Here is an 18,471-nt window from a genome sequence, read left to right on the forward strand (position 1 = left end):
CAAAATAGGATATCAAAGATGTAGTATACACCTTGTAAAGACATTATGACATATGAAAATAGCTGTTTTTTTCCAATAATTTCGTTGAAAAAACGTATTTCGTCATTACATGTCGATGGATGAAAAACATTCCTAATATCAATTACACCTCGGCGGATTTGTGTCACATTTTTTCACAATTACTCGTCAAAAATCTGTAGTATCTGCCAGAGGACTTCTTATGATTCAATAGACGTTGGAAATCCGAAGAATCAAGATAAATCTATTGTATAGTATAATTGAAATAACTTCCTGTTTTTCTAGCTAGTAATTTTGAAAAACTACTTTTGACGTCCATTATTTTGTAAATATAATAGAATGGCTTGAAAACGTGTAATTTACACCGATACTAAAGTAATGATTAATTATTTACGTCTCTGCGTATTTATGTCCAGATTTTTTCGATTTTGCTCGAAATAAATCTCAATGATCTTCGGATGCTTTATCTTGATTACGCACTCTCTTAAAAAGAGGTATCCTATGCCATTTCAGGATAAATGAAAATGAACATCATCATTTTCTTATACATAAAAAATGAAAGGGTGATTCGATTGAATCGAAAATTGACAGCAGGTGTTATAACAAGTCTTTTATTAGCACCTACAGCTATAGCAAATGCACAGGAAAATGATGCACAATCTCGTGTCACAGCACAAACGGAGCAAGTTTCCTATGTCAACGCTGTGGCAGCTGCAACGACAAAGGAACAGCTCATTGCCCAATTCGGTAAATTATCGGAGAATTCGACTGCTAATGAGATGGTGATAGCAGATGGTGATATTAAAGTTGTACAAAATTCGAATGACCTTGGATTTGACAACAATGAAAAGGCACTGATTCAAGCAAAGTACGACTATGTAGTGGAACAACGTCGCCTATTAAATGAACTACAAGCAATTTGGAAGAAAATTAGTGCAATCTCTAATACTAGTAAGACATTTATAGACGATGTAAATGCTGTAGAAACAGAATATCAAAGTTTTTTAGGTAATGAAACGGCAGACAAATCATATTTATTCGTACAAAAGCAATTTGAGAAAGCGGTCGATGCAGCGTTTGCCAATAGTGCTAGCAGCATTACTAATACCATTCGAGGAACAGTCTTACAATATGGCTATAAAGAAGCTGATCGCAATAACTATTTTAAAGGCAAAGGAGTAGATATTGCGAAACTTGGAAAATTAGTTGATGATGCAGCAGCAGTCAAAACTACTGCAACAGAGCTTGACGCTTTAGTGGATGTATTAAAGCAAAGCCCAACGGATTATCCAGCTATTTCTTCAGCATTAGATAAAGTTACAGCAGCTTATAACCTACTAACGGCGGATCAAAAGAAAGTGGCTGAGGCCTATAATCCAAACAATGATACAGTAACACCTTTTAAAAAATATAAGGATGCTTTAACGGGTCTGTCAGCCATAGATAAAGTTTCACTAAGTATTACTCAATTAATAGCTAAAAAACCAGCAGACTTTTCGTCAGCAACAAGCTTTATTAGTGCTGTAACGGCTATTGAAAAATCCTACAACGCTTTAGATGAAGCTTCACAAAAGTTAGTGGCAAACTATTCTACATTTGAACAATATAAAAAGGCTGCTGATATTTCCAAACAAATTACAGCACTGCGTGTATCCAATGAGGCGGCATATCGTACAGAAGTAAACGCGATTAAAGTGATGTATGATTCATTAACAATTGATAAAGAACTTGTAAAAAATACAACGGATCTAAATGTAGCAGTAGCAAATATTGCTTCTGCTGAAAAAATCGAAGGACTTATTTTGGCAATTGCAAGTGCTCCAGATAAAGTGGAGGCTATCAAAGCTGCTCGTACTGCTTATGATGTGCCACCAGCAACAACTGGCACAGCTATTAACGCGGCAAATGTCAAAAAAATTGTCAATAATCTTGCTGAGCTAACAAAGTGGGAAAAGGTTTACAATGCATCTATAAGCGTGGACAAATTAATTGACGGTATTGATCCTAAAGCTTCTACATTTGAGAGCAAAACATTTGCTGCTCAGTCGGCCTTTGACAAATTGGCTATGGAAGAAAAGGAATTTGTGCAAAATAAAGATCGCTTAAATCTTCTATACCAATATGCGACTTTATCGAAACAAGTCAATGCCCTTAAACCGACAATGCCAGATTACAAGACCCAAATTACGGAACTGCAATCAAAGGTGACGGCGTTAAATGCTGGGAATGGTAATGACGCGGCTCCATTGGCTGAAATGAAAAGTAAACTTGAAGAGAAATTATCCAATCTTTTAAATGAAGATTTAGTAATAGCAGGTGTGATTCAGCAAATATCAAAGCTAAGTCAATCAAATGATATGATCACGGAGATTTTAGCTGCTCGAGCTGCCTATGATAAACTCCCTTCTTCGGCAAAAAGCCGTGTAACGAATATTAAAGTTTTAACTGATTTAGAGAAATCATATAAAACGGTTGTGAATGTTATTTCACAATTTGAAAAGCTTGATCCATCCTCTAAGAGCTATATTTCTAAAGCCAAATCAGCTTATACAGCCTACGCTAAGCTAGATGATAAAAATAAAACCTATGTCAAAAATTATAAGAATTTAAAAGAGGTTGTACCTGTAATAGACGTAATTGTGAAAATTAATGCATTAAATCCTTCTAGAAAAACGTATAAGGATGATGTGAAAGCAGCAACAGATGCATATACAGCATTAACAGATCAAGCCCAGGTTATTAATTATCCTGATCTTATAAAAGCACAAGCCTATATCGAAATGGCAAAGGCATTCGATGAACGTGTTCTTGCATTAGCGAATGAAAATCCGGACACATTTGTCCAAAAGGTAGCGGAGCTAACTACAGCCTATAAAGCATTAGATAAAAATGCGCAGAAGCTTGTGGAGCAGGCAAAAACTTTAAGTAATTATGAAAAGAGCAATAAAGCCGTTATCAAGGTTATTCAAATGATCAATGCATTGGACCCAACGAGTAAGGATTATACAAAAAAGGTACTTGCCGCACGGAAGGCTTATAATGCCCTTGATGAAGTTTCAAAAAAACATGTGACGAACTATACGAATCTTACAGCTGTCGAGGATGTGGCTTCATTAATTGGCCTGATTGCTTCGTTAAAGCCAACAAGTAAAACATTCTACCAAGATATGAAAACGGCACGTGAGCTTTACGATGCATTATCTGAGGAGAAGAAGCAAGCCATTATCAACTATGATGCACTTGTAGCTGCTGAAAATGAACAGGGGTTAGCTGAGGGCGTAATTGAGCTAATCAAATTAACAGAAGTGCAGGATGGAGACTATTTAACAAAGCTGATGAATGCACGTGTTGCCTATGATAAGCTGTCATCGAACCAAAAGAAATTAGTGACGAATATTAAAGATTTAACAACGCGTGAAAAAGAGGTTAAGCCTATTTTAACTGTGATGGTACAAATTAATGAACTTGATCCAGAATCGAAAAGCTTTGTTAGTAAGGTTAACTCTGTCCGTAAGGCATATGACAAACTATCGAAAGATCAGAAGAAATACATCGACAATATTGATGTACTCTTAAAATATGAGCCTGTATCCAATGTTGTTGAATTGATTAGCAAACTAAAATCTTCAAGTAATACATTCCTTCAAGATACAGCAAGAGCCCGTTCACTATATGATGCATTACCTGCTGATTTGCAGCAATATGTGACAAACTACTATTTATTGCAGGCTGCTGAGTCAAGTATTCTAGGAGCTGGCAATGTAATGCAAATGATTGATGCATTACCATCTGTTGATCCGAAGCAGTATGTAAAACGTATTCAAGAAATTCGTGCTGCTTATAATGCTTTACCAAAGGATCAGCAACGAGCTGTGGAAAACTACAGAGTATTACAAGACCAAGAAAAGCTGATTAAGCCCGTTATAAGTATTGTGGAGGATATTGATCGTCTCTTAACTGCTAAGGATATGGATAGTCAATATCAAAAGATTTTAAAAGCTTACGACAAGCTAAATGCTGACCAAAGACGCTATGTGTATAACGACCAATTGTTACTATCCTTAGACAACGTGATAAAGGTCTATAATAACATTGCAAAATTAAATCCTAAGGATAAATTCTACTTTGGTATGGTTGAAGCTGTACGTAAAGAATACGATAGTTTGAATACGACAGATAAACAGCGTATCTCCAATTATTCAATTCTATTAGAGGCGGAGAAAAGTATGGCCGATGTCAAGAAGGTCGTTGAAATGATTGCAGGACTTTCTCCAAGTTCACCAACGTATATAGAGGATGTGGCCAATGCCGTAGCTGCTTATCAGGCATTGGATTCTAAAGTACGGGGGCAAGTCATCAATGAAGACTTACTCAAACAGGCTGAAAAAGATGTGGCTGCCGTTCTCAAGGTCGTTCAAGCGATTGGCAATATCGATCCAGATAGCTCATCATTCGAGAAAAAAGTATTAGCAGCTCAAAAAGACTACAGCTCATTGTCGATAGAGCAACAGGGATTAGTGTATAACTATCGTATTTTAGAAGAATATCTTAAAATGATTCAATAGTATGAGAAAAAAGGAGTTTTCCCAACGAATATTAAGGGAAAACTCCTTTTATAATGATAAATGATGAATCAATGTATTATTTTCCAAAAAAAGTGAAACTATCTTATTCAAATTTCGTATCATATAGTATGTATGGTGAATTTTCGTTTCTCCACTTCAGTGATGAAAAAGCGCCGTTTGCTACATATTTGACATATTGAGGAGGTAGCCCTGTTGAAAAAAATTCTGAGTATCATCATCCTTTCAATAGCTGCAACCGTAGGAAGTTTAACAAGTTTAAGTCAGGTAGAAGCGGCATCTGCCAAAGTTGTGGATGTTTCGAATGCATATTGGGCAAATGCTTCGATACAACATATGCTAACAAAGCAATATATGACTACATATAGCGATAACAAATTTAAACCGGAGCAGGCAATTACAAGGGCAGAGGCTGCTGCTGCCATTGCTCGATCTATTCAGACCAATGTAGACATAGCAAATACGACAAAATTTAAGGATGTCCCTGCTAGTCATCCCTATTACAAAGAGATTTGTCAGCTTGTTAAACTGGGGGTTATCCAAAAAGGGGAAGACTTTCATCCTGAGGAGCCTTTAAAGCGAATGCAGGTGGCAAAAATGCTAGCATTAGCGTATCAATTTAAGGTTGATAACAAAAATAATACCCAATTCGCAGATATTCCTCAGACGCATTGGGCACATAATTATATTGAATCGCTTGCTGATATAGGCATTATCAGTGGGGTAGACACTAAACACTTTGCACCTGATCAGTTAGTGACACGCGCCCAATTTGCTGTGTTCGTTGAACGAAGTATTTATTTTCAGCAAAAAATAAACAAATTAGAAGTGGCTTATGATTATTTGGCAAAGGATTATATTCCAACAGTCAACCTTTCTACCGAATGGTCGAAAAAGGTTATTCAGTTAATTAATGTTGAAAGACAAAAGAAAAAGCTAGAACCTGTTGTGTATGATCCAAAATTGACACAAATCGCAATCATTAAAGCGCGGGATATGGTGAACCGCCATTATTTTGAACACGTTTCGCCGTTTTATGGTGCCCCATGGGATTTAGCGACTTTATTTGATTATGATTATACGAGCTTTGGAGAAAATATCGCCAGAAATATTCAAACGCCCGAGATTGCTGTAAAGGCATGGATGGCTTCACCTAGTCATCGCGATAACATTTTGAAAGAACATTATACGAATACAGGTGTTGCAATAGCGCAGGATAGCAAAGAAAATTACTATTGGGTTCAAATGTTTTCTAGTCAATAAGTTGTTGTGTAACAAAGGAGCTCTAATATTACAGTAATGTTACGAAAGCTTCAAAATATGATAAAAAAATCCCTCTTTTAACGCTGGAAATACCACCAAACGTTGGTATTACAGCGTTTTTTTGCTGTCTAAAACCGTTACACAAATGAAAAATAACAAGAGCTTCTTTTATGATAGTCTATTTATAGGCAAAAAAGTTTTGAGAGGGGTATAACAAAAGTATGAATAAGAAATGGTTATTACCGATTTTTGCATCTTTCATGTTATTTTCAACAACTCATATAAATACTGCTGAAGCAGCGACAAAAGACGATGTCACTGACACAGCTTCTAAATATTTAGGTATTCCATATAAATACGGTGGTACAACAACAAGTGGTTTTGATTGCTCTGGATTCACTTCTAAAGTATTTTCAGACTTAGGTATTCAATTAAATCGTACATCAGGCTCTCAATACCAACAAGGTAATGCAGTAGCAAAGAGTGATCTACAAGTTGGCGATTTAGTATTTTTCAATACAAGTGGTAGTGGTATTTCACATGTGGGTATATACATAGGTAATGGTAATATGATCCACTCTCAAACAGGTCAAGGCGTTAGCTACTCAAGTGTTAATGATCCATATTATTGGGCTTCTCGTTATGTAGGGGCTAAACGTGTGGCAACATTTGATGCGCAACAACAAGCTGAAGTTAAAAAAGCTGCAATTGACTTTTCAGTATATGCTTCTCGTGCAGAAGTTGCTGTACAAATTGCAAAAGCTTTAAACTTAGATACTTCTAATACAACTACTAATTTTGTAGATGTGAAACCAACAAACGCAAATGCAGGTGCTATTGCCGCTGTTGAAAAATTGGGGATCTTTGAAGGCGATGCGAACGGTAAGTTCAACCCGTCGTCACCAATTACACGTGCACAAATCGCTAAAGTTTTAGTACTAGCTTTCGGTCTTGAAAACCAAGGAGAAACAGTAGCATTCAATGATGTTCCTCAAAATAACTGGGCTAGTAATTATGTTTCTATCCTCGCTTCTAATGGTGTTACAAATGGCGATGGAGATGGAAGCTTTGGCACTGATGAATTACTAAAAATCAAACAACTTAAAGTTTTCATTGAAAGAATTCAACAATAAATTTCTTGAATTTTACAAGTTAATTTTGTCATAGATTGCAAGAATTGATCTTTTGAATAGCGTATAATGGAAGAAGGGTTTGCAATCGCAGACTCTTCTATTTTTATGATAACTACTTAGGAGAGGAAGTGATATGGAAAATATAATTTAACAGTTCTATTGTATGATGCATTATTTAGCTAATTTTGTTAAAATGGACACGTTAAGAGAACAAGAAGGGAGGAAATAAGACATTGAACATCAAAAAAATTAGTCTTATCTTGTGCGTCTTATTCATTTCGGCTTCTATGTTTACGATACATAGTGCAAGTGTCAGTGCAGCTACCAACTCAAATATTACATTTGAAGATGTCACTAAAAATCACCCAGCCTATGAAGAAATTAATTATTTAGTAAGTTTGGGTGTTATCCAAGGCTATTTTGTGAATGGTAAAAGAGTTTTTGGCCCAAATAACAATGTAACGAGAGGACAAGCAGCCAAAATGGTTGTCGTTGCCTCCGGAAACAAACCATTAATCGTAAATAAATCTAGCTTTTCAGATGTTACAGTAGGCACTGAAATGTCAGGTTATATAGAACGTGCTGTACAATTAGGTTTCTTCGACAAAAATATAAAAGGTGAATTTCTGCCAAACAAAGCTCTAACTCGTGGAGAAATGAGTTATGTCTTAACAAAGGCATTTAATTTAGATACAAGTGAGTATGAGGGAATCGATTCACCATTTACAGATGTAGGAATCACACACGAATATGTGAAGTACATCAATACAATCTATTATAATGGTATTACTAACGGAACAGGTAAAACGTATTTACCAAACAGCACGGTGACACGTTCACAATTCTCATTATTTGTGGCACGTGCAAAAAGTGAGAAATATCGTTTAGAATTGCCTGTAAAAGGTGTAACGGTACCTGATACATCTCAGGTTATTGGCTTAGTAAAAGTTACGACAGATGGTTTAAATATTCGTAAATCAACGGATAGCGCTTCAACTACGAACATTGTAGGTAAAGTCAATACAGGCGGTAAATTATCAGTATATGCAGTTGAAGGTAATTGGTTAAAAGTATCTTATAAAGGTGCTTATGCTTATATTTTTAAACAATATGCTGAATTTTTAGATGCAGATGGCAATGCGTTAGGAGCAGTCGAAAAAGAAGTAACGACAAAAAATGCTGTTAACCTATATGTAAAGCCAACTTCTTCAGCAAAAGTAATTTCAACGATTAAAGCAAATGTTAAATTACCAGTATATAAAACAGTAGGCGGCTACTATTTAACACAAGTGAATGGTTTACCAGGTTATGTGGTAGCTAATAGTACAACGGATACGGTTGAAGAAGAGAAGCCTAATCCTAATCCAGATCCAGGAACACCACCTGTTACTTCAGGAGATGTACTAGGAAGAGTAACGGTTGCTAACCTAAATGTGCGCAGTCAAAGTAATTCAACGTCAGCAGTACTTTTCAAGCTGAATAAAGGAGAGTATGTCCAAGTTAATAGCATAAGCGGTTACTGGGCAGAAATCACATACAATGGACAAACAGGTTATGTTCATAAATCTTATTTAAAACTATTAAATCAGTCAGCTAAACCTTTACAAAATCGCGTTATCATCCTTGACCCAGGTCACGGTGGTAAAGATCCAGGGACAGTAAAAGGTTCTGTTTCTGAAAAGAGCATTACATTAAAGGTCAGCACGCAAGTAAAGCAATTACTAGAGAATGCTGGTGCCAAAGTGTATATGACACGTACTGGTGATACGTACCCATCATTACAAGATCGAGTAGATTTCACACAAGCAAACTACGGTGAGATTTTTGTTAGTGTCCATGTCAATTCTGCTGCCAATTCGTCAGCACAAGGTACTGAAACATATTATGCTATATCTACAGGAGATATGTATCAGGAAGACATAGATTTAGCCACATTTGTAAATAACCAAATTGTTAACAATTTAAATATGAAAAATCGTGGTGTTAAACAAGAACAGTACTACGTAATTCGCAATATGGTCATTCCATCTATTCTAGTGGAGCTTGGTTTCTTAACAAATACTGAGGATCACAATAAAATGACAAATGATCAATATGTAAATCTATTTGCAGAATCAATTTATAATGGTATTTTGCAATACTATAAAAAACAATAAAAGTTGAAGAGACGATGCCAAAGTTTTACTAGCTTTGGGGTCGTTTTTTCTCTTTACTTATTAAGTACCCGGTTTCCAAAAAAACAAACAAGGCTACCTCCATTATTAGAGAGGTAGCCTTTTAGTTTTACTTTACAGTAGTGATGAATTTAATATAATCCTTACTAATATAAGCAGGTTCTGAGTGAGATCTATCTGAAATTACTTGATACCAACCATTAGCACCTGTATCTGTGACGATAACAGGCATATTACTTTTATTAAAGGTGAATAGTGGACTTTGTTGTGTGGATGCATCAGCACGAACGTTTAGACCAGCTGTTGTTGTTAGTGCAATTTTATATGGGTTACTAGCATCTTTATAGCCTAATGCTTTTTCGGCACGATAGTAGTGTCCAGCAATTTTGGCACCCCAGAAAGGGTCAGAGGCGTATTTTACGTTAAACCCAATTGCTTTAGAGCCAACGACTGAACCATTTGTATAACGTCCTCCAGGCGTAATGTAATTAGGCTGTAAGAACTTTTCAACAAGCTCATTAATGTTTGCGCCAACACTATCAAATTTTTTGTTTAATGGATTTGTATCATATACATATAAACCAAATAGGTTATTCAAATTTTGAGCATGATCACTCATCCCGTAGGCACTTTCATGCTGTGCCAGTGCTAAAATAAGCATGGCGTTAATATGGGCATTCGCTTCGACATCTTTTAACACGGTACCTAAACCAATTAGTTTACTTTTTGTCGTAGCGCCTTTGTAAATAGAAGCACCTGAGCTCTCAACTTCAGCTAGTTTTTTCATAATATATTGATCAATTTCTTCAGCTGTATATTGTGTTGTAGCACGAGCAGGTAAGAATTGATAGTAATTATAGCCTTCTCCCTTTGAAGAGCCGTTACCATTCGTAAAATTAATACCATCCCAGCTAAAGTACTTCTCACCTTGCTTCATAAAGCTAGGAGCCTTGCCGTAGACGTAACTAGATGAGTACTTATTGGCTTTATAATCATATAAGGTATGTTTAATTTCACCATTTTCATTTGTATAATAAGCGCGTCCCTTTACTAAAGCAGAAGGGATTAAAGTAACGTCTGCTTGTTTTAAAGAACCAACTTGTCCAGCTAAGCGTACTCTTACTTGAGTGGCATCACTACCCAGATACTCCATTTCTGTATTAGCAGCAACGGCAATTTGATCTTTAATCGTTTCGGAATTTAATGCGACATAATTATTTGTAACAATAATACCGGAAGACATTTTTATAATCTTATTATTTTGAGTAACCACTAAAGAACTGTTTGTCATCGCTTTTTCAGCAGCTTCAAAACTAGCATAAGACTGCTTGTCTACAAGATTACCATTTGAGATTTCTTTAACAATAAATGCATTGGTATTATTATTATTACCTGAATTATTGTCGTTATCAGAGTTCCCATTATTATTGGAATTACCACTATTGTTTTCACTATTCCCATTATTATTTTCAACAGTATCAGCAAGGAGAATTAAGCGAAGTATAAATGTTGATGCTTCAGCAATTGTAGCATTGTCTCTAGGTAAAAACATGCCGTTAGAGCTTCCTTTAATAAGCCCTAATTGAGCACCTATGGCAATGTCCTGACGGAAATCTTTGAAAATGGTAGCATTGTCTGTAAATGTAATAGAGGAAGTACCTTTTGGAATTTTTAAATAATCAACCGCTCTAATTAACATAACGGCCATATGCTCTCTTGAAATACGTGCATCTGGCTTAAATGTGCCATCTGTGTAGCCGGTAATTATGCCAGCAGTAGCGGCAAGCTTGATTTCATTGGCAAATAAATATGTGTCAGAGACATCTGTAAACGTACTATTATCCTTTGTCTCTAAGTTTAAAGCCTTTGCTATGTATGTGGCGAATTCACCGCGTGTAACAGTATCATTCGGACGATAGCTGCCAGTAGCATCTTTCAGCAAGGCTCCTTTGGAAATCAAATAACGCAGACCACTTTCATGCATATGTCCTGATAGCTCATCAGCATAGGCCTTTTGGGGTTGCGAAATGATTACGCTAATAAGCATCATGAATAACATAAAAATTGATAGTTTTTTCATAGTTTTACCCTCCTAAACTGATATCATTTTAACAAAGTTCCACAATCAAGTTAAGGGTCAAATGTTAGAAATACCATAAAATATACCAGAGTATTATAGGAGAAAAGTATCCTTTTGGCGCATGTAGAGAAAGTAAAAGAGGAATCTATGAGGGAAGTGAATCGATATTCACATGAGTTTCTTCTATTATATATACGTTTGAGATAAACGATGAAAAAATGCCGTACATAAGAAAACATGTACGGCATTTATAATGGGAAATATTATAGCATTTCTGAAGTTGTTTTTGCTTGCATGTGAAGTTGTAGGTAGTCTGGGCCACCAGCTTTTGAGTCTGTACCTGACATGTTGAAACCACCAAATGGTTGGTAGCCAACAATCGCACCTGTACAGCCACGGTTGAAGTAAAGGTTTCCAACATGGAATTCTTCACGTGCTTTTTCTAAGTTTACGCGGTTTGTCGTAATGACAGCACCTGTTAAACCGTATTCTGTATCGTTAGCAATTTCAATCGCTTGATCGAAATCTTTTGCTTTTGCGATCGCTACTACTGGTCCGAAGATCTCTTCTTTCATAATACGTGCAGAAGGCTCTACGTCAGCGAATACGGTTGGTTGTACGAAGTAACCTACTGAATCATCCGCTGTACCACCAGCTACTAGACGACCTTCGCCTTTACCGATTTCGATGTATTCCGTAATTTTATTGAATGCTGCTTGGTCAATAACCGTTGCCATGAAGTTGCTGAAATCTGTTGGATCTCCAACTGTTAAAGCGTTTGTTAACTCTTCTACACGGTTTACCACTTGGTCATACACATCTTCTACGATAACAGCACGAGAACATGCTGAACATTTTTGACCAGAGAAACCAAAGGCTGATTTCACGATTGATTGTGCAGCTAATTCAAGATCTGCTTCTTTATCAACAACGATTGTATCTTTACCGCCCATTTCAGCGATTACGCGTTTGATCCAAATTTGACCATCATTTAGGACAGATGCACGTTGGTTAATACGTAAGCCAACATCACGTGAACCTGTGAAGCTGATGAAACGAGTTTTTGGGTGATCAACTAAATAGTCACCCACTTCAGCACCAGAACCTGGTACAAAGTTAACAGCTCCTGCTGGAAGACCTGCTTCTTCTAATACTTCGATAAATTTATACGCCACTACTGGTGTTGTAGAAGCTGGTTTTAGTAATACTGTGTTACCTGTTACTAATGCAGCTACTGTTGTACCAGCCATGATCGCAAATGGGAAGTTCCAAGGTGAGATGACAATACCAATTCCTAGTGGAATATAGTCATAACGGTTGTATTCACCTGGACGGCTTTCTACTGGTTGACCGTTTTTAATACGTAGCATTTGGCGACCATAGTATTCTAAGAAGTCGATTGCTTCTGCTGTATCTGCATCAGCCTCTGCCCATGGTTTCCCTGCTTCTTTTGTTAATAATGCTGAGAATTCGTGTTTACGACGACGAATAATAGCGGCTGCTTTGAAAAGAACATCAGCACGAATAGCTGGATCAACTTTTTTCCAAGTTTTGAATGTTTCATCTGCTGCTTGCATAGCTTTTTCAGCTAAATCTTTGCTCGCTTTTGACACATGGCCAATAACTTCAGTTTTCTTTGCAGGGTTATACGAAACGATTTTATCTTCAGTTGTAATACGCTCACCACCGATAATAAGTGGGTAGTCTTGACCTAAATAACCTTCAACTTTTTTTATAGCTTCTACATAAGCATTGTAGTTTGCCTCTTGTGAAAAATCTGTGAATGGTTCGTGTTTGTATGGAATCATATCTGTTTCCTCCCCTGGATAAAGGGTGCCAAATGATTATGCACCTTTAAAGATTTTGTTATTTATATAATGCAATATAATTTGGCATTAATCAACTCAAATTTTAAAACTTTTTTAATTTTTGCATCTGTTTTTCGTATTGGTGTTAGAATAAGCTTAATGGAATACAGGAGGACAAGATGGATAATAATGTACTACTAAGTATTTATAAATACGTCATTGAAAAAGGTGATATGGGAATTTGCGTTGTCGATACTGAAGGCAAGTTGCTCATATACAATAAAAAAATGCGAGAACTGGAGGGCGTGAATGAGGACGAATATGAGGAGAGGCGAGCGATAGAAATCATTGATTTCGAAATCGAAAAGAGCGATATCTTTAAAGTCCTAAGTTCTGAAACGCCAGTTCTACACGTCAAAAAAACGTATTGGAATAAAAAAAATCAAGAAGTGACCTACATAAGCAATATTTATCCGTTGCACTATGAGGGTGTGTTAATAGGGGCCGTGGAATTTGCGCGAGATATTACGCAGCTTGAATATATGATGTATCAGCCATTAAGAAGATATGGTGCACCGCTAACGTTTGATATTATTACGGCTGTTTCCGCAGTCATGAAGGATGTCATCGAAAAGGCAAAAATTGTTGCATTGAGCAGAATGCCTGTTGTGTTAATTGGGGAGTCAGGCACAGGAATCGATATGGTTGCAGAGGGTATTCATCATGATCTAAAGGTGCAAAATGATATGTTTATCGCTCTAATTTGCCGCCGAGATGAGCAAACAGTGTTGAATCAATTTGAAAAATACATTGTTGAAAAAGAGAGAATTACTTTTTTTGCTGAACGCATCGAATATTTATCACTCGAAGCCCAAGAAAAGATTGTCGAGCTTTTCAACAATCATCCAAATCATCAGCATGTTTTAATTGCTAGTGTTGGCAAAGACCCTATAGATTTAATTCAAAAGCAGGAGCTGTCTAAAAAACTTTACCGCTTATTTTCTGGAATCACGATTTATGTACCGCCTTTACGTGAAAGAAAAGAAGATATGATGCCGTTTATTGATGATTACTTCAAAAGACATCGGGACAGCTTTGGCTCAACAATCCAAGGTCTTTCGGAAGAAGTGCAAGAGACGTTTTTGAAATATGATTGGCCAGGAAATTTAAAGGAATTAGAAGTACTGCTGGATGAGATCACCTCACTAATTACCAACGAAACTATCGTTGAATCCCATATGCTACCAGTTCATTTTAAATGGAAAATCCAAAGCACCTGTGAGGAAGCAGAAAATGAAGTATCAACAAGTGATTTGTTTGTCATTAAAAATCAGCAAGATATTCGACCATTAGATGTCTACATGAAAGAGGTGGAGGAATATTATATTTCGAAGGCTTTAGACTTTCACCAAGGAAATATTTCCAAAACTGCAGCTGCATTAGGAATTCGTCGACAAAGCTTACAATATCGCGTAAAAAACTATAAGCTCAATAAAAAAAGCGAAAACATTGATTAACAATGTTTTCGCTTTTTTGGATAGCTTGGGTAGAGTGACGGATAGCAAAGTCGAACTGACGGATAGGATACCGAAACTGATGGATAGCACTATCAAATTGCTGGGTAGTCACTTGCCTCAACTATTATTTTCCTTTTTTTGAAAGGCGACCAAGGGCGAATGCTGCTGCACCTAAGCCAATTGCTAGGTTTGTTTTTTTGTTAAACACTTGTTTTGTCACAAGTGCTACGTTTTGTGGGCGTTCTGCTAAACGGCGCATAAAGTAACCGTACCAGTCGTTACCAAATGGTAGGTATGTGCAGAAATTATAGCCTTCACGTGCAAGATCTAACTGCATTTCTTTACGGAAACCATATAGCATTTGGAATTCAAATTTTTCGTTTGGAACGTTATGTTGTTTAACGAATTGCTTCACATGATTAATCACATTGTGGTCATGCGTAGCGATAGAAGTAAATTTACCATGTAGTAAATGATGTTCAATGAGCTTCAAATAGTTACGGTCGATATCACCTTTTGATTGATAGGCTACACTTTCTGGTTCTTTGTAGGCACCTTTTACAATACGTAAACGGAAGTTTTGGTACTTTTCAATATTTTCTTCTGACTCGAAGAAGTAAGCTTGAATAACTGTCCCTACATTATCAAATTCTTTGTGTAATTCCTCTAGTAATTCAAAAGAGCTGTGTAAACGCTCGTAATTTTCCATATCGAAGTTCACGAAAATATTGTATTGATGTGCAAGCTCTACGATCTCTTTTAAGTTTTCATAGCAAAATGCGTAATCAATGTCTAAACCTAATTGGGAAGGTTTAAGTGAAATATGAGCATCTAGTTGCTCATCGTGAATAGCTTGAACAACAGCTAAAATATTATTTTTTGCAGCAGTTGCCTCTGATTTCTCATAAACGAACTCTCCAAGATTGTCGACTGTACAAGAAATATTGGCTTTGTTTAATTCTCTAATGGATTGTACAACTTCTGGTAAGCTAGTGCCTGCCACAACACTTTGAGCACCCATCTTTAGACCATATTTTTGTGCAGCGCTATTTAATATTTTGTTCTCTGATAAGTAAATGAAAAAATCACGTAGTACCATTTATATGCCTCCAAAATTGAAAATTTTAAATTCTTGGCGATTATAACACTTTTTTCGAAAAGTAAAATGGTATGATTTTTAGAAAAAAAATTTTTGCGCGGAAGACTGAGGGCGTAAACTATTGGCACAATTGACTTTTTAAATTTTGAAATGGCCATAAAAAATATTTTTTCAAAAAAAAGGACTTTTCAAAATAGTAGTTTTGTTTTATGTTAAAATTTTTGTCTTAAAACAGAAGTGCTATTTTATTTGAAGGAGTTTTTTAAAATAATTTTAGCAAGTTATTGGATGCTGGCGTGTATGTTTAGACCAATCTAAAAGAGAAAAGAAACAAGTTGAATGCTTTCTTTATAAATATATTGAAATAACTTTTCGAAGTGGGTATTTGTGGTGTTTTGGTAATTCGTTATAAAATATACACTTTTTTAGTGTGATCATAAATCTATCATTTATAGTAAATATTTAGAAGGTGTATTATAATACAATGGAGTATAATCATGAATAAAATATGTACTTGTTATGGAAATTTAGTTACTTTTGATTAAGAATAGTGTGTCTATTAATGATGCTAAGGGATTAGGGCGACTATAAACTAAGATAAGGTGGAAAGTATGGCAAGAGGTAGAAAATTTAATTCGAATGGAGAACGAAGCAAACAACTATTACTTGAAAAAGCGATAGAGCTATTTTCAGATAAAGGATATCACCATACAAAAATTAGTGATATTGTGAAGGCTGCTAATCTAACACAGCCTACTTTTTATTTATACTTTAAAAGCAAGGATGCGCTTTATAATGATTTGAATATACAATTTCAGAATGGTTTTTTTGAAGTGATGAATAGCAAATCCTCTGATAGTGTGGCGAATGGATTAGAAGCATTTATTTCGATTTTAGAACAAAAACTGTCAAATTTATTCTTCTATATAATCGAAAATCCGAAGCTATCAAAAATTGGCTTTATAGAATCTAAGCAGGCTTTTTTAGTAAAATCTCAGTTAACGCAACAATTGATTCATCTTATTTATCTTCATGATTGTGACAAGGACCTACAACGTTATCGTGTGGATATTAAAATTTTAATAGATTCTTTAGTTGGATCGATGGAGAGACTGATATTAACCAATTTACTGGAGCAAAAAAGATTGCCTGCCGAACTAGCGAACGATATTGTACAATTATATTTTTGGAAAACCGAAGAAATAAAACAAAAATCCTCTCATCAATCGTAATGTAGATCGATGAGAGGATTTTTCTTAATTTTCAAACTTTATATGTTGATAATAACCTTTTTGTACTTTGCTTTGCTTATTCGGATGAATGAGTAGCATATATTCCTGATTGAGTGATAAAGGACTCGTTGGGGTAACAATTAATGTTTGCCCTTCGACTTTAGTAGTTGCTACTACTTCGTCTGCTCCTAAAGCAATAAGCTGAATATGCTCCTTATCAATTTGTGAAATAAGTGTTGGTGGTAGTTTCACCGTTAATTTTTCTGTTTGAATGGCAGCAGTTTTCCCAATTAAAAGCTTTTTATATTTAGGATATTGCTCCTTAATGGCATCAAAATGCGCCTGGAAAATAGGAGCTGATGTTGTTTGAATATTAGGCTTGACACCTACTTCATGAATAGTCTGCTGCAGGGGTCCTGTAAATTTGCCGACAGTTAATTTTAAGTAGCTTCCATCATGGAGCATATAAAAACCTTGCATAGCGCCCTTTCCGTAAGTTGTTTCACCGTATAAAATAGCGGCCTTCTGATCTTTTAGTGATGCAGAAAGCATTTCAGAGGCACTAGCGCTATAACGATTGACTAAAATACGTGTATTAACTGGAAATTTAGTATTTTGCTTAACAGCTGGTATTGTATAAGAGGAATGTGCTTCCTCTAATAGATAAGCAACTTTTGCTGATGGAAATAGTCCTGTAAGTTCTTCTGCTGTTGTAACATAACCGCCACCATTATTTTGTAAATCTAAGATAAACGATTTGGCACCGCTCTTTTTTAAGTCAATCAGCGCTTTTTTGACAAGCTGAGCACCATCTTCTGAAAATGAAGCAAGTGAAATATAGCCAACCTGTCCAAACAATAATTCAGATTGTACATTTGGTAATGTGAATTTTTTTCGTGTAATGGTTTTCGTAGTCGTCGTTTCATTCCTATGTTTAAGTGTCACTTTCACCTGACTACCTTCATGCCCCGTTAAGAGAGAAGAGGTTTCCTGTGTAGAACGACCAATAATAGATTCACCATTTATAGCAATAATGATATCTCCAGCCTGTAAACCTGCATCAAATGCACCACTGCCTTCAATTACTTGTAAAATATGAATACCATCTTCATGTTCTTCAATAACAACACCAATGCCGATGGTTGAAAGATTGATGCTATTCATATAATCCTCGAATTCTTGTTTTGTAAAATAGGTGGAGTAAGGATCTAGCATATCAATAATTTCTGCAATGGATGTGGCCTTCTCTAAGTTTCCGTTGATCGTCCCTACATACGTATTCTGAATTATTTCCTTTATTTCTCTTACTAACGATTGTTCCTGACTAGCTGCCTGCGTAGACGTTAACGGTAGGAGAAAGAAGCCTAGTATAAATACGAACGACCATATTAATTTTTTCATTGGACACCTCTTTTCTAGCACTCAAAGTAGGAATGCATAGTCCTTCTAGATAGTGGATGGATACATTTTACAGTTGAGTATCTAGTTTTTATTATACATGAACGGTAGAAATAGTGGATGAATTTAATAATAGAAAAAGAATCTGTTAGCCTTGTATAGCAAG

General features: G+C 35.9%; 10 protein-coding genes. 6 read left to right on the forward strand and 4 right to left on the reverse strand.

Annotated features, from left to right (window positions below):
• The first annotated feature begins 581 nt into the window (after positions 1-581).
• The 4 genes from MKY80_RS02930 to MKY80_RS02945 all read left to right on the forward strand — a co-directional run bounded on the left by MKY80_RS02930 (position 582) and on the right by MKY80_RS02945 (position 9,153).
• Positions 582-4,583, forward strand: a complete 4,002-nt coding sequence (locus tag MKY80_RS02930) for a cell wall-binding protein (protein WP_239354301.1) — start codon at positions 582-584, stop codon at positions 4,581-4,583.
• Positions 4,584-4,796: 213 nt separating this feature from the next.
• Complete coding sequence (locus MKY80_RS02935; protein ID WP_342531903.1) at positions 4,797-5,864, forward strand: S-layer homology domain-containing protein; 1,068 nt, start codon at positions 4,797-4,799, stop codon at positions 5,862-5,864.
• A gap of 221 nt (positions 5,865-6,085) precedes the next feature.
• Positions 6,086-6,997: a C40 family peptidase gene (locus MKY80_RS02940; protein ID WP_008180868.1), complete on the forward strand. Its 912-nt coding sequence runs from the start codon at positions 6,086-6,088 to the stop codon at positions 6,995-6,997.
• 233 nt (positions 6,998-7,230) lie between these two features.
• Entirely contained in the window at positions 7,231-9,153 is a 1,923-nt protein-coding gene (locus MKY80_RS02945) for an N-acetylmuramoyl-L-alanine amidase (RefSeq protein WP_170844175.1), read from the forward strand.
• 127 nt (positions 9,154-9,280) lie between these two features.
• On the opposite strand, the gene MKY80_RS02950 is transcribed toward MKY80_RS02945, so the two are convergent.
• Both MKY80_RS02950 and pruA read right to left on the reverse strand, forming a co-directional pair.
• Complete coding sequence (locus MKY80_RS02950) at positions 9,281-11,251, reverse strand: S-layer homology domain-containing protein (protein ID WP_107921604.1); 1,971 nt, start codon at positions 11,249-11,251, stop codon at positions 9,281-9,283.
• Between the two features lie 263 nt (positions 11,252-11,514).
• On the reverse strand, positions 11,515-13,059 hold the full coding sequence (pruA, locus tag MKY80_RS02955) for an L-glutamate gamma-semialdehyde dehydrogenase (protein ID WP_342531908.1): 1,545 nt from the start codon (positions 13,057-13,059) through the stop codon (positions 11,515-11,517).
• Between the two features lie 179 nt (positions 13,060-13,238).
• Here pruA and MKY80_RS02960 point away from each other — a divergent pair, with 179 nt between their 5' ends.
• A complete protein-coding gene (locus MKY80_RS02960) occupies positions 13,239-14,576 on the forward strand; it encodes a helix-turn-helix domain-containing protein (RefSeq protein WP_089986784.1) in 1,338 nt (445 codons plus the stop codon).
• A 124-nt stretch (positions 14,577-14,700) separates the two neighbouring features.
• On the opposite strand, the gene MKY80_RS02965 is transcribed toward MKY80_RS02960, so the two are convergent.
• Positions 14,701-15,675 (reverse strand): proline dehydrogenase family protein, encoded by a 975-nt coding sequence (locus MKY80_RS02965; RefSeq protein ID WP_008181796.1) that lies wholly within the window; start codon positions 15,673-15,675, stop codon positions 14,701-14,703.
• A 611-nt stretch (positions 15,676-16,286) separates the two neighbouring features.
• On the opposite strand from MKY80_RS02965, the gene MKY80_RS02970 reads away from it, so the two are divergent.
• Positions 16,287-16,907 (forward strand): TetR/AcrR family transcriptional regulator, encoded by a 621-nt coding sequence (locus MKY80_RS02970; RefSeq protein WP_089986782.1) that lies wholly within the window; start codon positions 16,287-16,289, stop codon positions 16,905-16,907.
• A gap of 24 nt (positions 16,908-16,931) precedes the next feature.
• Here the strand turns inward: MKY80_RS02970 and MKY80_RS02975 are convergent, their stop codons facing one another.
• Complete coding sequence (locus tag MKY80_RS02975) at positions 16,932-18,308, reverse strand: S41 family peptidase (RefSeq protein ID WP_342531913.1); 1,377 nt, start codon at positions 18,306-18,308, stop codon at positions 16,932-16,934.
• Positions 18,309-18,471 lie beyond the last annotated feature (163 nt).

Source organism: Lysinibacillus sp. FSL R5-0849 (genome assembly GCF_038595075.1).
Taxonomy (GTDB): domain Bacteria; phylum Bacillota; class Bacilli; order Bacillales_A; family Planococcaceae; genus Lysinibacillus; species Lysinibacillus fusiformis.